This is a genomic window from Thioalkalivibrio sp. (assembly GCF_007692535.1).
GTDB lineage: Bacteria > Pseudomonadota > Gammaproteobacteria > Ectothiorhodospirales > Ectothiorhodospiraceae > Thioalkalivibrio.
Map to the genome: position 1 here is coordinate 46,326 of NZ_REBW01000113.1, position 20,319 is coordinate 66,644.

Sequence of the window (20,319 nt, forward strand, 5' to 3'; positions counted from 1 at the left end):
GGATGGGCGACCCCAGGAGCATATCTGGCGATGACCACTCGATTCAGAGACCTTCCCTGGCAGCAAACGCCTGACGGCAGCCGACGCCGGGTCGGCGTCGAGATCGAGATGGCCGGGGTCGCGCTGGATGTAATGGCCGAGGCCGTGCGGGACGAGTTCGGGGGCCAGATCTCGTCGGAGGGACCCTTTGTCACCCACGTCCGCGACACCGAATTCGGCGATTTCGAGGTCGAACTGGATGCCCGGGTACTCAAGGACAGGCGCTACCGGGAGCACCTGAAACGGCTCGGGATCGAACTGGACGCCGAGGACAGTGCGACGCTGGACCGCTGGCTCGCCGACGCTGCCGGCCGGCTCGTTCCGCACGAAATCGTCGCCCCGCCGGTTTCACTGGAGGTCCTGCCGCGCATCGACCGGGTACGGGCCGCATTGCAGAAGAAGGGCGCACGCGGAACCGAGTCCTCGCTGCTGTATGCCTTCGGCCTGCAATTGAACATCGAGGCCCACAGCCTCGAAGCCGACTGGCTGACGTCCATCCTCAAGGCCTTCGTATTGCTCTACGACGCCCTGGTCAAGGCCGGCAACATCGATTTTTCGCGGCAACTCTCACCGTACATCAAGCCTTTTCCCGGCAGCTACGTGCGCCATGTGCTGCAGCCCGGCTACCGCCCCGACATCCAGGAACTGATCGATGACTATCTCGAACACAACCCAACGCGCAATCGGCCTCTGGACATGCTGCCCCTGTTTGCCTGGATCGACCGGGGCCGCGTGATGGCGGCAGCGGTGGAACGCGACCTGATCAAGCCCCGCCCGGCCCTGCACTACCGCCTGCCGAACTGCGAGATCGACGACCCCGACTGGACCCTCGCGCGGCCGTTCAATGGCTGGGCCCAGGTGGAACACCTGGCCGCGGACCCGGAGCGCCTGGCGGCAGCGGGCTCGGAATACCTGCAGCGGCCGGCCCAGGCCCTGGGGCAATTCGCCGACGAATGGGCGAAGCGCATCCGTGACTGGTTCTGAACGGCACGACGCCACCGATGCGGTGGATCGGGGGGGCGTGAAGCCCCGGCGCCCGCTGGTCGTCATCACCGGTCCGGACCGCGGCGGATGGCTGGCGTGGTTCTTCACGGCCCTGGCCGTGCGTCGCGCGGGTGGCCGCGCCGTCCACATCCGTCCGTCCCACCCCTGTCACCACTGCCGATTCGATGCCCTGATCGTCGGTGGCGGCGCCGACGTGGACCCCTCCCTGTACGGGGATTTCGAGGGTCCCGGCGTGAGCGACATCCAGGCGGCGGAGCGCCGCTGGTCCCAGCGGATCTTCGGTTATGCCTTCTACCCCATCCTCTGGCTGCTGCGGCGCATGTTCCAGTCCCACGGCGGCACGCTGGACAAGGAACGGGACCGCCTGGAGAAGGCCCTGATCAACCGGGCACTGGACGAGCACAAGCCGGTGCTGGGCATCTGCCGCGGCATGCAGCTGATCAACGTCGTGCTCGGCGGCACCCTGAACCGGAATCTGGATGGCTTCTACGTGGAGACTCCTCAAGCCCGCAGCCTGCTGCCAGTGAAGCACGTGACCCTGAAACCGGGGACCCGGCTGGCAAGCGTCTTCGATCGCGAAGACCTGTGGGTGAACGCACTGCACGACCAGTCGGTGAACAAGCTGGGAACAGGGCTGCGGGTAGCTGCCTGCGAGGCCACCGGCGTCGTTCAGGCCATCGAGGCCGTGCAGGGCTGGAGCGTCGGGGTGCAGTGGCATCCCGAGTACCTGCCGCAGAAAGAGACCCAGCAACGCCTCTTTCGGGCCCTGGTCCGGGCGGCAGCCGAGGGCATGGAGGAAGAGCGGGCCTGATCAGGCCTCCGCAGGATAAGGGACGTCCAACCCGCCCAGGCCGCAATAACCCCCGGGGTTCTTCGCCAGGTACTGCTGGTGATACTCCTCGGCGAAGAAAAATGCCTCGAGCAGTTCGATCTCGGTGGTGACCGGGCCGCGCCCGGCACTGCGCAGGGCCGTCGCGAAGCGCTCGCGACTCGCCTCCGCGACCGGAAGATGCTCGGGGACCGAGACATAGATCCCGGACCGGTACTGGGTTCCGGTATCGTTGCCCTGGCGCATGCCCTGGGTCGGGTCGTGCCCCTCCCAGAAAACCTGGAGCAGGGTCTCGACCGAAACGCTTTCCGGGTCGAAGACGACCCGCACGATTTCATTGTGGCCGGTCAGCCCGGAACACACTTCCCTGTACGTGGGATTCGGGGTGTACCCCGCTCCGTAGCCCACTGCGGTGGTGTACACGCCCGGCTTCGTCCAGAACAGCCGCTCAGCGCCCCAGAAACAACCCATGCCGAAGTGGATCGTCTGCATCCCCTCCGGATACGGCGGCGCCAGAGGCGCGTCCAGGACCGCATGGCGCGCCGGGACCGGCATCGCGGCATCACGCCCGGGCAGGGCTTCGGAGGGGTCGGGCATACGGGTCTTGTGCATGGCGGCGAACAGCATCGATGTTTCCTCAGGGTTTCCCGGCCGGTTCGATCCGCAGCAGCTCCCCGGGATCGTGATCGGTCAGCACGTAGATCAGGCCGTCGCGCACGCGCACGTCGCGGATCCGGCTGCCCCAGGCCTCGAGCATGCGGACCTCGGACACGACCTCGTTGCCGGCATCGAAGCTTAGACGGGCCAGGTGACGGTGCGCCAATGCCCCGACCAGAAGGTCGCCTTCCCAGTCCGGGAACGCGTCGCCCCGATAGAAGGCCATGCCGGAGGGCGCAATCGAGGGGGTCCAGTGATGCAGCGGCTGCTCCATGCCTTCCTTTTCGCGGATGCCGTCGCCGATCGGCGCGCCGGAATAGTCGATGCCGTGGCTGATCACGGGCCAGCCATAGTTCAGGCCGGCCTCGATGATATTGATCTCGTCGCCACCGCGCGGGCCGTGCTCGTGTTCCCAGAGTACGCCGGTCTGTGGATGCAGGGCCATGCCCTGCGGATTGCGCACCCCGTAGGCGAAAATCTCCGGGAGCACGTCGCCGCGTCCGACGAAGGGGTTGTCTTCGGGGACCCGCCCGTCGTCGTGCAGGCGCACGATCGTTCCGGCATGGTCATCGAGGCGCTGGGCGCGCGGCATGTCGCCGCGGTCGCCGACGGACACGAACACGTAGCCATCCCGGTCGAACACGATGCGGCTGCCGAAATGACGGCCACCCCGGCTCGCGGGCTCGGCCGTGAACAGGACCTCGACGTCGTGGAGGCGATCGTCCACGAAGCGGGCCCGCGCCAGCCGGGTAGTCACGCCGTTGTCCATCGATGCCGCATAGGTGAAATACAGCCAGCGGTTCTGCTCGAAGTCCGGATGCAGGGCCAGGTCCAGCAGCCCGCCCTGCCCGATCGCTGTGATCGCGGGCAGGCCGGGCACGGGGTCCGGCTGCAATGCCCCGTCCCGGAAGATGCGCAGCCGGCCCGGGCGCTCGCTGATCAGCATGCTGTCATCCGGCAGGAAGGCGATGGCCCAGGGATGCGTCAGTTCACTGGTCATCGAGACGACCCGGTAGTCTTCCGAGGCGGCGGATGGCCCGCTGGTCTCCCCGGCACAGGCGCCGACCGTCACCAGGAACAGAAGCAGGGCAGCGCGCAGCGACAGCTGGGCGGGACGGAGCAATGGCAGCAGCATGTTTCCCCCAGGATTTTCGAGCCAATGCAGCTTTTGTCCGTCAGGAAGGCCGCAGGGTTCCGCGTCAGGGGCTTACTGGTGCATCCGGCATGCCCGCGCGGCCACAGTCGCGCGCGATGGCGCGAACCGCGGCCACCAACGCCTCGGCCGCACCGGCGCGCAGGCGGGCCCGCAGGTGTTCGACGAGGTCGATCTGGCGCGTCTGCAGATCCCGCGCCAGTGACATCAGGCCAGCGCGCTCGTCCTGCTGCCGCGCCAGTTCGAGTTCCGGGGCGTCGAACGGCAGGGTCAGGGACAACTCGATCAGCTTGCGCAGGCGCGCCGCGCCCGCCTCCTCCGAGGCCTCGGCCAGTTCTTTGCCAAACACCTGCAGGTCATGGATCTCGCCGAGCAGTTCCTGCAGCACCTTGAGCGCAACGACCTGCTCCGCCGCCTGCGGGAACGCGAGCGTCAACGGTTCGAGCAGGTAACGCAGGCGCTTGCCGCTGATGCGCGCCATGTGCAGCGGCTGCTCGGAACTGTCGACGAGGATCTGCGCGCAGCGCAGCGAGAATTCACCGCTGGCATCCAGCAGCAGGCCGGCGGTGACCTCGGCAAAAACGGGTTCCGTTCCTTCGCCCCGGGTCTTGAGCCGTGCGCGCAGGGGCTTGTGCACCAGTCGGAACCGCTCCGCCAGCGAGGCACGCAGTTCCTCGTATTCCGACTCCAGGCGCCGTTCCAGGCGTTCCTGCAGCCAATCGAAGCCGGGCTGGTGATGCGGCTTGGGATCCGCTCGACGCTGCGCCAGCCGCGCCAGCTGCACCTCCGTATCCCGGGCTGCGCCGGTCGCCGCGACCACGGCCTTCAGGCGCCGCCGCAGCTTCGGGGTGACGACGTCAGCGAGATACGGCCGATACGCCGCCTCGATGCTGCGGGCGCGCCGCATGGCGACCCGGAACTGGTGCACCGCCTCGGGATCCTGCAGGGAAGCCAACAGGGATTCGGCCACGGCGAGGCGCTTGCGCATCAATCGACGCGCCACCTGCCCCACCGGCCGGTGCAGATCGGACGGCTTGATCGTCAGGACCTTGGCTACCATCCCGTTACGGTAATACGGGCATTGTTACAGTTTCCACCTCGCCCACCCGTGGTCGCTGGATTTGGCCCATCAGTGCGCGGACTTTGCCGGGTATGGGTGCGGCCCTCCACCCGGGCGGGTCCGGAACATGCGCATGGTCCAGAGGTACTGGGCCGGTGTCTCACGGATCGACGCCTCGATCGCCTCGTTCATGGCAACCGCATCCGCGTGCGCCTCGCCAGTGGGAAAACCCTCCAGCGGAGGCCAGAGCTTCAGCACGTACTGGTCCACCGTGTCGTCGTAAAAGGCAAAGCTGGGCAGGACGGCCGCACCCGTCAGGCGGGCCAGTCGTCCCAGCGCCGTCAAGGTCGCCTTCGGCTTACCGAAGAAGTCGGCGAAGACCGCACCCTCGGCACCGAGGTCCTCGTCCGGCAGGTAATAGAAGAAGCGTCCCTTGCGGATCTGGCGAATCGCGGGGCGCAGGCCCTGCGCACGGGTGAAGATGTCGCCGGAGTAGCGGGTCCGGGAACGGTGGTTGATCCACTCCACCACCGGGTTGCGCATCGGCTTCGCGAACGACACCCCGTCGTACGACTGGCTCATGCGCAGGCCGCCATGATCCAGAGCCACCGAATGCGGTGCCAGCACGATGACCGGGATCCCGCGTGCGTGCAGGCGCTGGAAGTGCTCCTCACCAACCATCCGGATGCGTGCGGCATGCGTCTCGGGTGAGCCGAACCAAAGCATTCCGTAGTCCAACAGGCTGCGGGCGGCATACCGGTAATGCTCACGCAGCAGGTGCTGCCGCTGCGCCTCGCTCAATTCCGGGAAACACCAGGACAGGTTGGCCTGTACGATGCGCCGGCGCTTGGCCGCGCCGACGCGCATCAGCACCGCCAGCAGGGCCGCAGGGCCGCGCAGCACCGGCCGCGGCAGGGCGTGCAGCAGCCAGACCAGACCCAGCCCCAGCCAGGTGCCCCAAAAACGGGGGGCGAAGTGCTCGCGAGTCAGCGGCGCCCGGTAGGCATCATCCGCTGCCGCAACGGCCACGTCAGGACGGTTCATGGCTGACTGGAGGGCGGTTCCATCTGCTTCCGGGCCCTACGGGCGAAGACCTCCATCTCCCTGGCCGCCTGCAGATCGCCCTTTTCGCGGGCCACGGCAATCCCCCGCTCACAGGCCTGCAGTGCGCGCGCGGGTTCTCCGATGGCCAGCAATTGCCTGGACAGCAGCTTCCACGCGGCCGAATAGGCCGGGTCCTGCGTCACCGCCTGCTCCAGGTGCGCGACGGCCTCCTCGCTCCTGCCGGCGGCGACCAGGGCATTGCCCAGAGAAAGGCGCAGCATTGGCGAGTCCTGGCCAGCTTCGAGCATAGCCTCGAACCGCGCAATCATGTCCGCCATTCAGGTAACTCCGGTTTGTCCCAGCGCGGAGGTTAGCACAGCTGGAAGGGTGCTCTTGAAGCCGTTCGGGCATCCCGCCCACGACGGTCAGAAGAAGCTCGCACGGGGCTGGAACAACCGCTGCACCGCCTTCAGCCGATCACGGTCGGTCAGGAACAGGATCGCGTGATCGCCCGCATGGATCACGGTGTCGTGGTGCGGGATGATCACCTCGCGGTCGCGCACGATGGCCCCGATGCTGGCGCCCTTGGGCAGACTCAGTTGGTCGATCCGGCGGCCCACCACCCGCGAGTTCCCGGCATCCCCATTGACGATGGTCTCGATCGCCTCCGCGGCGCCGCGGCGCAGACTGTGCACGGTGGCGGTACCACCCTCGCGGACCCGGGCCAGCAGCACCCCGATCGTGGCCTGCTGGGGGGACAGTGCGATATCGATCGCGCTGTCCTGCATCAGATCCACGTAACCCGGCCGGTTGATCAGCGCCATGACCTTGCGCACGCCCCGGCGCTTCGCCAGCATGCCCGAGAAGATGTTGGCCTGGTCGTCGTTGGTGACCGCGCAGAACACATCCATGTCGCCGATGCCGGCACGGTCCAGGAAGCGATCGTCGGAGCCGTCGCCAACCAGCACCTCGGTGCCTGCGGGCAGTTTCTGCCGCAGGTAGTCCGCGCGTTGTTGGTCGTGCTCGATGATCCTGACCTCGTAACGCCCGGTCAGCGCCTCCGCCAGGCGCCGACCGACATTGCCGCCGCCGCCGATCAGGATCCGCTTGTAGGGCTTCTCCAACCGCCGCAGCTCCGACATGACGGCCCGGATGTTCTTCTTGGCCGCAACGAAGAAGACCTCGTCCTCGGCCTCGATCACGGTGTTCCCATCGGGAGCAATCGGTTGATTGCGACGGAAGATGGCGGCAACGCGGGTTTGTATACCTGGCATGTCGGTGCGGATATTGCGCAACTCGTGCCCGACCAGCGGCCCGCCGTAGTAGGCCCTGACGCCAACCAGGGAAACGAGTCCGTCGGCGAAGTCCAGCACCTGCAGCGCGCCTGGATGCTCGACCAGTCGCTGGATCTGGCTGGTCACGATGGCCTCCGGCGAGATCAGCATGTCCACCGGAACCGCGTCCGGGGCAAAGAGCTTCGGATTTTCGTGGTAGCTGCGCTCTCGCACCCGCGCGATCTTGGTCCCGATGCCGAACAGCGTGGATCCGACCTGGCAGGCGAGCATGTTCACCTCGTCCGAATCGGTGACCGCGATCAGCATCTCGGCATCCCGGGCCCCCGCCGACTCCAGCACGCCGGGATGGCAGCCGAAACCGTTGATGGTACGGATGTCCAGGTGGCTCTCGATCGCCTCGAGGCAGTCGCTGCGGGTGTCGATGACGGTCACGTTGTGACCGTCGCCGCTCAGTGCCTCGGCGAGGGACTGCCCGACCTGGCCGGCACCCACGATCACGATCCGCTTCATCCCGCGAGTCCTGTCACACGCCTAGTGGCGTCTTCAGCTTCTTCGGATCGATGCCCAGCGTCTTGAACTTGCGGTAGAGATGGGTGCGCTCGAGACCCACACGTTCCGCAAGCCGGGTCATGTTGCCCTCACTGCGCTCGAGCTGATGGATCAGGTACTGCCGCTCGAACTGCTCGCGCGCCTCGCGCAGCGGAAGATCCGGGAACAGGTTCGCTTCGTCCAGCTCGGCCTCGTGCAGCGTCTGCCCCGACAGCGTGCGCTCGACCTCGTCGCTGGTGACCTCGTCCCCGGAGCCGAGAATCATCAGCCGCTGCACGAAGTTGCGCAGCTCGCGCACGTTCCCGGGCCAGTGATAGCGGCGCAGCCGGTCCAGGGCCCCCGCCTGGAAACGGCGTGCCGGGAGACCTTCCTGCTGATGCAGATGCGTCATGTGGTAGTCGAGCAGGGCCGGGATGTCCTCCGGATGTTCCCGCAGGGGCGGAATCTTCAGCGGCAGCACGTTCAGCCGGTAGTAGAGATCCTCGCGGAAGCGCCCTTCGCTGACGGCCTCGGCGAGGTCGTCCTTGGTGGCGGCGATGACGCGGACGTTCACTGCGATGGGCTGATTGCCGCCGATCCGGGTGATGCGCTGGGTGTCCAGGGCATGCAGCAGGCGACCCTGGGTCTGCAGGTCCATCTCCGCGACCTCGTCCAGGAACAGCAGGCCGCCGGCCGCCTGCTCCAGCAGGCCGAAGCGGATCCGGTCGCCCTGCTCGGTGCCGAACAGTTCGGCGATGGATTCCTCTCCCGTCAGCGAGCCGACCGCGACAATGATGAACGGATTCTCCCGCCGGGCACTGCGCGCATGCAGGTAGCGCGCGAAGGTCTGCTTGCCCACGCCGGCCTCGCCCGAGATCAGTACCCAGGTATCGTGCTGTGCCATACGCTGTACCTGATCACGCAGGTTCTGCATCACCGGGCTGTCCCCGACCGGGTCGGCAGTCGCGGCACCGTGACGGCGAAGACCCTGGTTTTCCCGCTGCAGGCGGTCCGACGCCAGCGCGTTGCTCAGGGTGATGGTCAGCTTGTCGATGGAGAGGGGCTTCTCGATGAAGTCATAGGCGCCGAGGCGCGTGGCATCCACCGCGGTTTCGACGTTGCCGTGCCCCGACATCATCACCACCGGACAGGGCAGCCCGTCCTCATCGCTCCATTCCTTCAGCAGGCTGATGCCGTCGCCGTCCGGCATCCAGACATCGAGCAGGATCAGATCCGGGCGGCGGCTGCGACGCGCGGCCTTGGCCTCCGCGACGGAACCGGCCAGCGCAACCTCGTAACCCTCGTCCTCGAGCACATCGCGCAACAGCATGCGGATGTCCGGCTCGTCGTCCACCACCAATATGTAAGGTCCACTCATTCCCGTTGTTCTCCGACACCACCGGTGTCACCGCCGTGACTGACCGGAATCCGGATCACGAATACGGCGCCCCCTTCCGGCTGATTATGGCATTCAATCATACCGCCATGTTCCTCCACGATCTTTTGCGCCACGGCCAGGCCCAACCCGGTGCCACGCGGCTTGTCCGTCGTATAGGGCTCGAAGATGCGTTCGAGGAAGTCCTGGCGGATCCCCGGTCCATTATCGGCGACGCGAAGCTCCACGCGGCGACCGTGGTCGTCCTCGAGGCTGCGGGTGGATACGCGCACCTCACCGCCGGGACGTCCCTGCACCGCTTCGAGGGCATTCTTGACCAGGTTGTGCATCAACTGGCGCAGGCGCCCCGCATCAGCCCGGATGGTCGGCACCCGGGGCGCGAGGTCCAGCACCACCCGTGCGGGCTGCCCTTCGCCGTCATAGAGTTCGCAGACATCGCGCAGCAAACCGTTCAGGTCCAGCGGCGCCAGCGCGAGTCGCGGCGCCTGGGCGTAGTCGCGGAAGGCATTGACCAGCGTCTTCATGGCCTCCACCTGCTGCACGATGGTCTGGGTGGCACGGTCGAGCATCTCCCGGTCCGCCCCCTCGAGGGTCTTGCCGAGCCGGCGTGACAGCCGCTCCGCTGACAACTGTATCGGCGTCAGCGGATTCTTGATCTCGTGCGCGAGACGCCGGGCGACCTCGCCCCAGGCCGCGTCACGCTGGGCACGCAGGAACTCGGTCATATCGTCGAACACGATGGCGTGCAGCCCGCGGTTGTTGCCGGGGTTGGGCAGCCAGACCGCACGGGTCATCAGAACCTTGCGGCCGCTGCGTGTAAAGACCACCACCTCCCGCGACCACTCCTTTTCGCGTCGTGTCAGGGCGTCGCTGATGGCGTCGAAAAACTGGGCCACCAGCGGGCAGTCCTCGTTGAATTCCGAGGGGAAGCGGTTGTGTCCGGCGCGCAGATCACATTCCAGGATCTGGCACGCGGCATCATTGGCGGTACGCAGCCTCAGGCTGCCGTCCAGGGCCAGCACCCCGGAGCGCAGGTGCTGCAGCACACTCTCGAGATAGGCGCGTTCCGCGTCCAGCAGACGCCGGCTCCGCTCCGCTTCCTGTCGCGCCTCGCTCAGCGTACGGGTCATCGCGTTGAAAGAGCGCACCAGAAATCCGAGTTCATCGTCCCGGCTCACGGCGAGGCGCGTGCTGTAGTCGCCCGAGGCCACCAACCGCGTGCCTTCGGCCAGATCGGTGACCGGCCGAACCAGCCGCCGCGCCACCAGCAGACCCGCCCAGAGCGCCGCCATCAGCGAGATGGCCAGGGCCAGCGACATGGTGAAAATGAAACCCTGCTTGATCGGGCCCCGCAGGTAGGCGAATTCCCGATAGTCGACGAACGCGTCCTCAACCCGGACCGCCAGTGCGCTCATGCGCGGGTCCACCGGATAGATTCCCTGCAGGATCCGACTGTCCGCGCCCGGACGGCGGTCCCCGCCGGTGGCGACGACCCGGATCACCAGCGAACCATCCGGCTGGGGCTCGAGCCGGGTAAAGGGCTGGCCGGGGCTCATGCGCCACAGGATATCGGCGCCAGGCGGCGATGGCAGGCGCCGGATCGGGCTGTCGGTGCTGGAAGCGATGATGCGGTTGTTGGCACCGACCAGCGTCAGTTCCTGTGCGTTCAGCTGGGCGCGGACGTCATTCAGCGCCAGCGGCACCAGGGCCTCGGACATGTCCTCCAGCTGGCGCATGATCTCCTGGGTCTCCCGCGACAGCTGCCGCACCCGCAGGTCCAGCGACGAACGCGACAACTCCAGCGCATCCTCGAGGGCTCCGTCGACGCGCACGTCGAACCAGGAGTCCACGCCCTCGTTCAGAAATTTGAAGGAGAAGTAGTAGACGACCGTCGCCGGCAGTACCGCGACGAGCATGAACCCGAAGACCAGGCGCAGTGTCAGGCGACTGCCGGGCACGCCGTCCCGATTCTGGACGATCAGGCGGGCGAGCTGGTAGATAATCATCGTACCCAGCACCACCAGCACCAGGCCATGGAAGGCCAGCAACCAGAGGAACAGCCGCTCGAAGCGGTCGGAGTTCTGCGCGGCGTCGCCCATGACCACCAGCGAGGCCAGCAGCAGCAGGAACAGGACCACCATGCCCAGCAGACCCCAGGGGAAACGCCTCATTCCAAAGACCACCGATACCACCCCAGTTGTGTCCCGTAGGCACCCCGCAGCCGCGCATCCCATTGCAGGGGCAGCGGCAGGGCCGTGTGGTCCAGCTGCACTCGCGAGGCCAGCGTGTAATCCTGGCCGGGGCGCAATGCGTCACGATCGACCTCCAGCACCACGCGGCCGAGACGTCGGGCGAGCATTTCCAGCGCATCCCCGACAGTGGGGGCGAAGTCCATCTGCTGCCGCTCGACATCCGTGACCACGTAATGCCGGCTCAGCGCGTAATACTCGAGCCGCACCGCATTGCTGGCCGACTGCAAGGTACGTTCGCCAAGGATGCCGCGCGCGCGTTCAAGGCGGACCTCGGAACGGAAGTTCACCACCACGCCGTTGGCCAGCGCATCCGCCAGGACGTCCGGCAGGCTCATGTCGAGATGCAAGCGCACCAGCAGGCGGTTCTCGTCCTGCCAGATATAATCCGCATGCCTGATCTCGGTCGCCATCGTGGCGGAAGGCGCCAGCAGCAGCAAGACCAGCAGGCCGAAGAGCCATCCGCGCATGACCTCAGGCCCCGCGTGCCAGCAGTGCATAGTAGAAGCCGTCCATCGCTTCCGTACCCAGGGCAATGGCCCGCCCGACCACGCGATCGACGCCGCCCGCAAATGCAAGCGGCACAGCCCTCGCGTCCGCTGTCCGCGCCAGCCATGGCGCCACCACCTGCTCGTTTTCCGCGCGCAGCAGCGAGCAGGTCGCGTAGAGCAGGCGCCCGCCCGGACGCAGCAGGTCCCAGGCCGTTGCCAGCAACGCGGCCTGGCGCGCCGCGAGATCGCCGACGTCACCCGCGCGGCGCAGCAGCTTGATGTCCGGATGCCGCCGGATCACGCCGGTCGCGGAGCAGGGAACATCCAGCAGGATTGCGTCGAACGGTTCACCATCCCACCAGCTCTCCGGGTCGGCGAGATCGCCGATATGCATCCCGGCCCGGTATCCGAGCCGGCGCAGATTCTCGCGCACGCGGCCCATGCGCTGACCGTCCGCGTCGAGCGCGGTGAGATCGAGATCCCCGGCCACCGTCTCGAGCAGGTGCCCGGTCTTGCCCCCCGGCGCTGCACAGGCGTCCAGTACCCGCTCACCCGGCCTCGGCGCGAGCAGCAGTGCCGCCCACTGGGCCGCCGCGTCCTGCACCGAGACCAGCCCTTCGGCGAATCCCGGCAGTCTGTCGACATCCAGCGGCTCGGCGAGTGTCAGCGCCGAAGGCACCAGCGGGTGCGCGGTGGCGGTCAGACCCGCCTCCGCCAGCCGCTCCAGCAGTGCCGCCCGATCGATACGGGCCGTGTTCACCCGCAGGGTCATCGGTGCGGGCTCGGTGGAGGCCCGCAGGATCTCCTCCCAGGTATCGGGGAAAGCGTCGCGGACGCCGGTCACGAGCCAGGCGGGGCATGCGTAGCGCATGGTGGGGCTCCGGTCCATCGCGGCCGTGAGTTCCACGCGTTCGCGCAGGGCTCGGCGCAGCAGCGCATTGACCAGCCCGACGGCGCCGGGCCGCTGGATGGCGCGGGCCAGCTCCGCGGTCTCGCGCACCGCCGCGTGATCGGGCGTGCCGAAATGGAAGATCTCCGCCAGTCCCTGGCACAACAACACGCGCACCACCGCATCACGCGGCTTCAGCGGATGTTCCAGCATACCCTCGACGATCGCCTCGAGCCTGATGTACCAACGCACCGTCGCATAGGCCAGGGCCCGGACCCATGCGGCCTCGCGCGGGGGCAGATCGGCGGTCTCTTCGAGCAGCGCAGCCGTCAGCGACTCGCCCTTCAGAATCACCCGGCTCGATGCCTCCAGCGCCTGCCGGCGGGGAACCCACCCGGTCCGCCCGCGGCTCACGCGACGCCTCCGAGCATCCGGCCCGCCAGATCCCCGCCGTGCGCCCAGGCACTGGCCGGGATCGGTTTGCGGCCGGGCAACTGCACCGTCTGCAGGCGCAGGATCCCGTCACCGGTGGCCACATCGACGCCGTCCCGCAGGGCGGCGACGACGGTCCCCGGCAGAACGTCCCCGGGAACGGGTTCGCCAGACAGGGGCCGCGCCGCATGCACACGCAGGACCCGGCCGTCGAACGCCGTCTGCGCGACCGGCCAGGGATTGAAGGCGCGCACCCTGCGGTCGATCGCGAGCGCGGACTCGGCCCAATCAATCCAGGCCTCTCCCTTGTCGATCTTGTGCGCGTAGAGCACGCCCTCCTTCGACTGCGGCCGTGGTGCCAGGCTGCCGTCGAGGATCGCGTCGAGTCTTTCCAGGAGAAGATCCGCGCCCATCGCGGCAAGCCGGTCGTGCACGCTGGCGGCGGTCGCGTCGGCGTCCAGGTGGAGATGTTCGCAGGCGAAGACGGGACCGGTGTCCAGCCCGGGCTCCATCTGCATCAGGCAGACGCCGGTGTCGGTATCGCCGGCGAGGATGGCCCGTTGAATCGGCGCTGCGCCGCGCCAGCGGGGCAGCAGGGAGGCGTGGATGTTCAGACCCCCCAGCGGCGGTATCGAGAGCACAGCGCGCGGCAGGATCAGCCCGTAGGCTGCAACCACCATGAGATCGGGTGCGAGTGCCGCGAGCTCGGCCTGGGCGTCGGCGGGCTTCAGCGAGGCCGGCTGCAGGACCGGGATATCGGCCTGCTGTGCCAGTTTTTTCACCGGACTGGCTGTGAGCCTGCGGCCGCGCCCCGCCGGCCGATCGGGCTGCGTGTAGACCGCGACCGGCGAGCGGCCGGCGGCAATCAGTGCCGCCAGGGCAGGTACCGCGAATTCCGGCGTTCCGGCATAGACGATGCGCCGGCCTGCGGCCATCAAAGATTGACAGCGGAGCCGGCCAGCGACGTGCGCTCCGACGGTGCTTTCGCGGCCTGCTTCTCCAGCTTCTTGCGGATGCGGTTGCGCTTCAGGGTGGAGATGTAATCGACGAAGAGCTTGCCATCGAGGTGATCGATCTCGTGCTGGATACAGACGGCGAGCAGGCCGTCGATTTCCATCTCGAAAGCTTCGCCGTCGCGGTTCAGGGCCCGCACGCGCACGCGCTCGGCGCGTTGCACCCGTTCGTAGAAGCCGGGAACGGAGAGACAGCCCTCGTCCATCTCCTCCTCACCTTCGCGGCTGAGAATCTCCGGGTTGATCAGGCAATGCGGCTCACTCTGGTCATCCGACACGTCGGCCACCAGGATGCGTTTCTGCACATTGATCTGCGTGGCCGCGAGGCCGATCCCCGGCGCCGCATACATGGTCTCGAACATGTCGTCGACCAGCGCCCGGATGGCATCGTCCACTGCATCCACCGGGCGGGCGCGCAGACGCAGGCGGGGGTCGGGAAAGTGAAGAATTTCTCTAAGTGCCATGGGTAAGACCTCGATCTCGAATGCTGTGCCGGCGCCGTTTTTCTGCTAAGTTTGGGTAGGGTGTCATAGCGCCACCAGATGCCTGATGCAGTATATTGGGTCAACGGCTCATTTTACGAGAGAACCGCGGATCGGCGTGGACACTGCACCGGCAGCAAGGGGCTGTATAGCTGGAGACAGCGAAACGTGGCAGGAATTCGCGACGATCCGCTCGCAGTGCGGGCGAACCGCGCGAAATTGCGGGAAGCCCGGCGCCTTCGGCACGGGCACATGATCAGGGGGAAACCGATGTTCTACGCATGGGCTGCAGCAGCATTGATGCGCCGCACGGGTGTCGTTGTCCTGCTGGCTCTGGGGCTGGTCGCCTGCGCGACCGGACCCGAGCCCGCCGCACCGGCCGAAACCCGGGCACCGGCCGCCGAACCAGCAGCTGCCCCGGAGCCGGCGGCGGCAGAGCCGGAGTTCAGGGCCAGCGCGCCGGAACGGTATGTGGTCCAGGAGGGTGACACGCTCTGGGACATCGCCAACGTGTTCCTGCGCGATCCCTGGTACTGGTCCGAGATCTGGCTGGTCAACCCGCAGGTGCGCAACCCACACCTGATCTATCCCGGTGATGTGCTCAGCATTTACTCCGTCGGTGATCGACCCGGGGTGATGGTCGAACTCGCACCGCGGGTGCGGATCGAGGCGCTGGATGTTGAGCCATTCCCCATTTCAGCCCTGCAGCCGTTCATGTTCCGCGCGCGGGTCGTTGATGAAGAGACGCTGGAGAAGGCGCCATACATCGTCGCTGCCCAGGACGAGCGCGTGATCTTTGGCCCTGACGACCGCGTGTACGTGCGCAACGCGCCCGACGCCCAGCGCTGGGACCTGTATCAGCTCGTGCGCCGGGACCGCATGCTGATCGATCCCGACACCCGAGAGGAACTGGGCGTGGCAACGATCCCGGTCGGGGAGGCGGAAGTCGTCCGTGGTGGCGAAATCGCAACCGTCATTCTCCGCGAGGGTCAGCGCGAGGCCATCCGCGGCGATCGCCTGATTGGCTTCGACGACGACCAGGACCTCCTGTTCGACATCAGCCGCCCACCGCCCGGGCTCGAAGGGACGGTGATCATGCTGTTCGATGCCATCACCCAGATCGGGACCCTTCAGGCGGCCGTGATCAACCGCGGTGAGCGCGAGGGCGTCCGCAACGGCCAGGTCTTCGCGGTCTGGGAGGCGGGGCGCGTCGCGCGTGACCCGGTCAGCGGCGCGGGCAACGACATGATCCAATTGCCCGAGGAAGAGATCGGCAACCTGATGGTGTTCCGCACCTTCGACAAGGTGTCCTACGCACTGGTGATCGAATCCACCCGCCCGATCCGTGAAGGCTACAAGGTCCGGCACCCCTGATCCGGTCACCGAGACCCCGAGGGAACGGCTGCAAGACTGGCTTCGGCTGCTGCACACGCCGGGCCTCGGGCCTCGGCGTGTGGCCCGGCTGCTGGAAGGTTTCGGAACACCCGCCGCTGCGCTGCAGTCCGGTGCGCGGGCCTGGGCCGAAGTCGGCGTAGCAACCGCCCGCGACGGTGACGAGATTTCCGCCCGCGAGGCCGGGGTCGAGGCCGATCTGGCCTGGCTTGAGCGCGACGATCGCCACCACATCCTGGCCCGTGACGACCCGGCCTATCCGCCGCTCCTGGCCGAACTCCCGGACCCCCCTCCGGCACTCTACCTGATCGGTGATCCGGCCCTGCTGCGGCGTCCGCAGATCGCCATCGTCGGCAGCCGCGACGCGACGGCACAGGGGCTGCGCCACGCCGAACGGTTCGCCGGGGCCCTTGCTGCGGCAGGGCTCACGGTGACGAGCGGGCTCGCGCTCGGCATCGACGCTGCTGCGCATCGCGGAGCGCTGGCCGCCCCGGGCGGCAGCACGGTGGCGGTGGTGGCGACGGGCCCGGACCGGGTCTACCCCTCCGCGCACCGGCGTCTGGCCCACCGGATCGCCGACCAGGGACTGCTGGTGTCGCTTTGGCCGGTGGGTACCCTCGCGCGCCCGGGCCATTTCCCCCAACGCAACCGGGTCATCAGCGGCCTCGCCCTGGGCACCCTGGTGGTCGAGGCGGCGCTGCGCAGCGGTTCCCTGATCACCGCGCGCCTCGCGGCGGAACAGGGCCGCTCGGTGTATGCGATCCCCGGGTCCATCCTCAGTCCGGTCAGTCGTGGCTGCCACCGGCTGATCCAGCAGGGTGCGCAACTGGTGGAATCGCCGGATGACATCCTCGAGGACCTGGCGGACTGGCTGGGGGTGCCCGGACAGGCGCCGCCCGACACCGCGGCACCCACCGACGCCGCCAGCCTGGACCCGGAACACGAACGGGTGCTCACAGCGATGGGATTCGATCCGATCGGGCTCGAGGAATTGCTGCAGCGCACCGGATTGACCGTGGCGGCGCTTTCCTCCATTCTGGTTTTACTGGAACTCAATGGCCGCGTGGCCTTACTCAGCCACGGGCGCTACCAGCGCCTCGACGCAGGACCCTCCAAGACATGAAAGAAAACGTGCTGGACGTGCTGATGTATCTGTTCGAGCACTACATGGACGATGACACCGACAGCGAGCCGGATCGCCAGGATCTCGAGTCCCGCCTGCAGGAAGCCGGATTCCCCCCCTCGGAGGTCGACCGTGCCCTGGGCTGGCTGGATCGACTGGTCAGTGAAGAGCCGGTGGCCGCGAGAGTCGGATCCGAGGCCGCGCAGCGGGTCTACACGTTCGATGAGCAGAACCGACTGGATCTGGAGGCCCGTGGCTTCCTGGTTTTCCTGGAACAGAACGGGCTGCTGACCGCGGGTACACGTGAACTCGTCATCGACCGGGTCATGGAGCTCGACGCCGAGGAGATCGACCTCGACCAGCTCAAGTGGGTTGTGCTGATGGTGCTGTTCAATCAGCCTGACGACAGCATCGCCTACTCCCGTCTGGAGGAGGTGGTGATGGCCGAGGGCACGCCCCCGCTGGTGGAATATCTGCACTGAGAACCCTGTAACGAAGCCCCGCGCCTGCCGGTATCGGCCGTATCCAACCGGCCCGGTGCGGCCTATCGGCGCCGGCCCTGACGGTCCCGTCGACGCGGATCGTGTTGGAACCCGGGCGCAAACGGAGTGGTCCCGAGCGACATGAGCAAAAACCTCGTCATTGTGGAATCGCCTGCGAAGGCCAAGACCATCGGCAAGTACCTGGGCCCGGAATTCACCGTGCTCGCTTCCTATGGCCACGTGCGCGACCTGGTGCCCAAGGAGGGAGCGGTGGATCCCGAAGCCGGGTTCCGCATGAACTACGAAGTGATCGAACGCAACGAGAAGCAGGTCCAGGCCATCGCCAAGGCGCTGAAGTCCGCCGACACCCTGATCCTTGCGACCGACCCCGACCGTGAAGGCGAGGCCATCTCCTGGCACCTGCTCGAGATCCTGCGTGAACGCGGGCTGCTCGGAGACCGGCCGGTCAAACGGGTGGTCTTCCACGAGATCACGCAGAAGGCAATCCAGGATGCGGTCGCCCACCCGCGCACCCTGTCGCTGGACCTGATCAACGCGCAGCAGGCCCGGCGCGCACTCGACTACCTGGTCGGCTTCAACCTGTCTCCGCTGCTGTGGCGCAAGATCAAGCGCGGCCTTTCGGCAGGCCGCGTGCAGAGCCCGGCGCTGCGCATGATCTGCGAGCGCGAGGACGAGATCGAGCGCTTCGAGGCGCGCGAGTACTGGACTATCGATGCCCAGGCCGAACGCGAGAAACAGCCCTTCACCGCGCGCCTGACGCATCTCGACGGCCGGAAACTGGACCAGTTCGACCTGAATTCCGACACGCTCGCCCACGACGCCCGGCGCCGTCTGGTCGACGCGGCCGATGGCCGACTGCGCGTGGCCTCGGTGGAAAAGAAGCAGCGCAAGCGCAATCCGGCCGCACCGTTCACCACCTCCACGCTGCAGCAGGAGGCATCGCGCAAGCTGGGCTTCACCGCCAGCCGCACCATGCGCGTCGCGCAGCAACTGTACGAGGGCATCGATCTCGGCAGCGGCGCGATCGGCCTGATCACCTACATGCGTACCGACTCGGTCACGCTCGCGGGCGAGGCCATTGCCGAGATGCGGGGTCTGATCAGCGAGCGCTACGGCGCCGACAATCTCCCCTCCAGCCCACGCCAGTACAAGACCAAGTCCAAGAACGCGCAGGAGGCCCACGAGGCGATCCGGCCCACGTCCGTGCGCAGGCTGCCGGAGGAGATCCGCAACCGGATGACCTCGGACCAGGCCCGGCTGTACGAGCTGATCTGGAAACGTACCGTAGCCTGCCAGATGGTCCACGCAACGTTCGACACCGTCGCCGCAGACCTCGTGCCGGGCGACACCACCCATCGCTTCCGGGCCACCGGTTCGACCCTCCGCCACGCAGGCTTCATCGCCGTGTACCAGGAGGGGCGGGACGAGGTGGCCGCCGCCGACCAAGAAGAGGAACGCCGGCTGCCCGAACTAGCCGAGGGCATGGTCGTGGACCTGCTCGACGTCAGCGCGGATCAGCATTTCACCGAACCGCCACCGCGCTACACCGAGGCGAGCCTGGTCAAGACCCTCGAGGAATACGGCATCGGACGGCCGTCGACCTATGCCAGCATCATCTCGACCCTGCAGTCGCGCGAATACGTCGAGATGGACGGGAAGCGCTTCCTGCCCACCGACATCGGCCGGATCGTGAACAGCTTCCTGACCCAGCACTTCACCCGCTACGTCGATTACGACTTCACCGCGAAGCTGGAGGACGAACTGGATGAAATCGCCCGAGGGGAAAAGGAATGGGTGCCGGTTCTGGAGGGTTTCTGGACCGATTTCCGGGAGCAGGTCGAGGACAAGGCCGCCAGCGTAACGCGGGCGGAAGCCGTGCAGTCGCGTGACCTGGGCACCGACCCGAAGAGCGGTCGCCCGGTCAGCGTGCGCATGGGCCGCTTCGGTCCGATCGTGCAGATCGGCACCAAGGACGACGAGGAGAAACCGCGCTTCGCGGGCCTGCTGCCCGGGCAGAAGATGGACCAGGTGACGCTGGACGAGGCACTGACCCTGTTTCAGCTGCCGCGCGATCTGGGCGAGACCGCCGACGGCGAGCCGGTGCAGGTCAATGTAGGCCGCTTCGGCCCTTACGTGAAGTATGGCCGCAAGTTCGCTTCCCTCGGTCCCGACGACGACGTCTGGACCGTGGAACTGCCGCGCGCGCTCGAGATCATCGCCGAGAAGCAGGCAATGGACGCCCAGAAGTACATCAAGTCCTTCCCTGCCGAGGGCATCGAGGTGATCAATGGGCGCTACGGCCCGTACATCACCGACGGCAAGAAGAACGCAAAGATCCCCAAGGATCAGGACCCTGCGGCCCTGACACTGGAGCAATGCCAGGAACTGCTGGCATCCGCCCCGGAGCGCCGCGGTCGCAAGAACGCGAAGGGGGGCGCCAAGGCGACTGGCAAGGCTGGCGGCAAGGCATCCGCCGCAAAGACGACCAAGGCCGGCGAAGCCAAGGCCAAGGCCACGGGCAACGGGACCACCAAGGCCGGGACCGGCAAGACGGCGGCCAGGAAGGGCACTGCGGGCACGCGGACCGCCAAGAAGCCTGCCGCCAAGACGGCTGCGGCAAAGAAGGCCTCCAAGCCGGGTGGAGCCGGGAAAACGGGCGGCTCCGCGCGTTCGGGCAGCGGCCCGCGCGCCGTCAACGACCGCTAGACCCGAAACCGCCAAGCGCAGGGACCCGCGTCG

General features: G+C 67.3%; 18 protein-coding genes. 6 read left to right on the top strand and 12 right to left on the bottom strand.

From position 1 onward, the window contains the following. Positions 1-30 precede the first annotated feature (30 nt). Together EA346_RS05410 and EA346_RS05415 are read left to right on the top strand one after the other, a co-directional pair. A complete protein-coding gene (locus tag EA346_RS05410; protein WP_296756420.1) occupies positions 31-1,023 on the top strand; it encodes an amidoligase family protein in 993 nt (330 codons plus the stop codon). Beyond that, positions 1,010-1,855: a gamma-glutamyl-gamma-aminobutyrate hydrolase family protein gene (locus EA346_RS05415; protein WP_296756422.1), complete on the top strand. Its 846-nt coding sequence runs from the start codon at positions 1,010-1,012 to the stop codon at positions 1,853-1,855. Before EA346_RS05410 ends, EA346_RS05415 begins: the two co-directional genes overlap by 14 nt. Here the strand turns inward: EA346_RS05415 and msrA are convergent, their stop codons facing one another. The 12 genes from msrA to def all read right to left on the bottom strand — a co-directional run bounded on the left by msrA (position 1,856) and on the right by def (position 14,544). Further along, positions 1,856-2,500 (bottom strand): peptide-methionine (S)-S-oxide reductase MsrA, encoded by a 645-nt coding sequence (gene msrA / locus EA346_RS05420; protein WP_296756424.1) that lies wholly within the window; start codon positions 2,498-2,500, stop codon positions 1,856-1,858. Positions 2,501-2,510: 10 nt separating this feature from the next. Next, a complete protein-coding gene (locus EA346_RS05425; RefSeq protein ID WP_296756426.1) occupies positions 2,511-3,665 on the bottom strand; it encodes a PQQ-dependent sugar dehydrogenase in 1,155 nt (384 codons plus the stop codon). 64 nt (positions 3,666-3,729) lie between these two features. Beyond that, positions 3,730-4,743: a CHAD domain-containing protein gene (locus tag EA346_RS05430; RefSeq protein WP_296756428.1), complete on the bottom strand. Its 1,014-nt coding sequence runs from the start codon at positions 4,741-4,743 to the stop codon at positions 3,730-3,732. 69 nt (positions 4,744-4,812) lie between these two features. Further along, positions 4,813-5,787, bottom strand: coding sequence for a lipid A biosynthesis acyltransferase (locus EA346_RS05435; RefSeq protein WP_296756430.1), 975 nt, complete (start codon positions 5,785-5,787; stop codon positions 4,813-4,815). Then, complete coding sequence (locus EA346_RS05440) at positions 5,784-6,125, bottom strand: tetratricopeptide repeat protein (protein ID WP_296756432.1); 342 nt, start codon at positions 6,123-6,125, stop codon at positions 5,784-5,786. Before EA346_RS05440 ends, EA346_RS05435 begins: the two co-directional genes overlap by 4 nt. 87 nt (positions 6,126-6,212) lie before the next feature. Further along, positions 6,213-7,592 carry a Trk system potassium transporter TrkA gene (gene trkA / locus EA346_RS05445; protein WP_296756434.1) on the bottom strand — a complete coding sequence of 460 codons (1,380 nt, stop codon included), beginning with the start codon at positions 7,590-7,592 and terminating at the stop codon, positions 6,213-6,215. 13 nt (positions 7,593-7,605) lie between these two features. After that, positions 7,606-8,988, bottom strand: coding sequence for a sigma-54 dependent transcriptional regulator (locus EA346_RS05450; protein WP_296756436.1), 1,383 nt, complete (start codon positions 8,986-8,988; stop codon positions 7,606-7,608). Beyond that, positions 8,985-11,189, bottom strand: coding sequence for an ATP-binding protein (locus EA346_RS05455; RefSeq protein WP_296756438.1), 2,205 nt, complete (start codon positions 11,187-11,189; stop codon positions 8,985-8,987). Before EA346_RS05455 ends, EA346_RS05450 begins: the two co-directional genes overlap by 4 nt. Continuing rightward, positions 11,174-11,725 carry a DUF4390 domain-containing protein gene (locus EA346_RS05460; RefSeq protein ID WP_296756440.1) on the bottom strand — a complete coding sequence of 184 codons (552 nt, stop codon included), beginning with the start codon at positions 11,723-11,725 and terminating at the stop codon, positions 11,174-11,176. Before EA346_RS05460 ends, EA346_RS05455 begins: the two co-directional genes overlap by 16 nt. A gap of 4 nt (positions 11,726-11,729) precedes the next feature. Beyond that, a complete protein-coding gene (rsmB, locus tag EA346_RS05465) occupies positions 11,730-13,049 on the bottom strand; it encodes a 16S rRNA (cytosine(967)-C(5))-methyltransferase RsmB (RefSeq protein WP_296756441.1) in 1,320 nt (439 codons plus the stop codon). Continuing rightward, positions 13,046-14,002: a methionyl-tRNA formyltransferase gene (fmt, locus tag EA346_RS05470; RefSeq protein WP_296756442.1), complete on the bottom strand. Its 957-nt coding sequence runs from the start codon at positions 14,000-14,002 to the stop codon at positions 13,046-13,048. The genes rsmB and fmt overlap by 4 nt, the downstream gene beginning before the upstream one ends. After that, positions 14,002-14,544, bottom strand: coding sequence for a peptide deformylase (def, locus tag EA346_RS05475; RefSeq protein WP_296756443.1), 543 nt, complete (start codon positions 14,542-14,544; stop codon positions 14,002-14,004). Before def ends, fmt begins: the two co-directional genes overlap by 1 nt. Before the next feature lie 288 nt (positions 14,545-14,832). On the opposite strand from def, the gene EA346_RS05480 reads away from it, so the two are divergent. From EA346_RS05480 to EA346_RS05495, 4 genes are all read left to right on the top strand, one after another. Next, entirely contained in the window at positions 14,833-15,936 is a 1,104-nt protein-coding gene (locus EA346_RS05480; protein ID WP_296756445.1) for a LysM peptidoglycan-binding domain-containing protein, read from the top strand. A 28-nt stretch (positions 15,937-15,964) separates the two neighbouring features. Then, positions 15,965-17,077, top strand: coding sequence for a DNA-processing protein DprA (gene dprA / locus EA346_RS05485; RefSeq protein ID WP_296756491.1), 1,113 nt, complete (start codon positions 15,965-15,967; stop codon positions 17,075-17,077). Further along, positions 17,074-17,559, top strand: coding sequence for a DUF494 family protein (locus EA346_RS05490; protein ID WP_296756447.1), 486 nt, complete (start codon positions 17,074-17,076; stop codon positions 17,557-17,559). The genes dprA and EA346_RS05490 overlap by 4 nt, the downstream gene beginning before the upstream one ends. Positions 17,560-17,700: 141 nt before the next feature. Next, a complete protein-coding gene (locus EA346_RS05495) occupies positions 17,701-20,286 on the top strand; it encodes a DNA topoisomerase I (RefSeq protein WP_296756450.1) in 2,586 nt (861 codons plus the stop codon). The last annotated feature ends 33 nt before the right edge of the window (positions 20,287-20,319 follow it).